The organism is Oleiphilus sp. HI0061 (genome assembly GCF_001635675.1).
In genome coordinates, this window is sequence record NZ_LWFE01000730.1 from 1 (window position 1) to 364 (window position 364).

Consider the following 364-nt stretch of genomic DNA (forward strand, 5'->3'; position numbering starts at 1 on the left):
CCTCTTATTGTTGCCTGTAGCTCTGATGGCACGGATCCTGTTGTAGTTTACTTACCTTTAGCTTATATAGAAAGACCTCTAGAAAATGATGAGGGCGAAGTTGAGCCAGATAATGCTGCTGAGCCGCAATCGTTTCGTCCTGGTGCTGTTTTATACCTAAAGCAAAAAGCATCACTTGATGCTCAAACGGTGGATATTTCTTCGGCAGCCTTTGCTGATGAATCGTTCTTAAACGACGACGGTGAGCTGCTCTACGATGTACGTGACCTCAGTACTTCTTATGATGGTAAGAAACTACTCTTCTCGATGCGTGCGCCAGAGATAGAGAATGCCGATGAAGAAGATCAGCCTACTTGGAATATCT

At 44.5% G+C, this 364-nt stretch carries 1 pseudogene; it reads left to right on the forward strand.

Annotated features, from left to right (window positions below):
• Window positions 1–364: pseudogene (locus tag A3735_RS30645) on the forward strand (hypothetical protein); the annotation flags it as partial.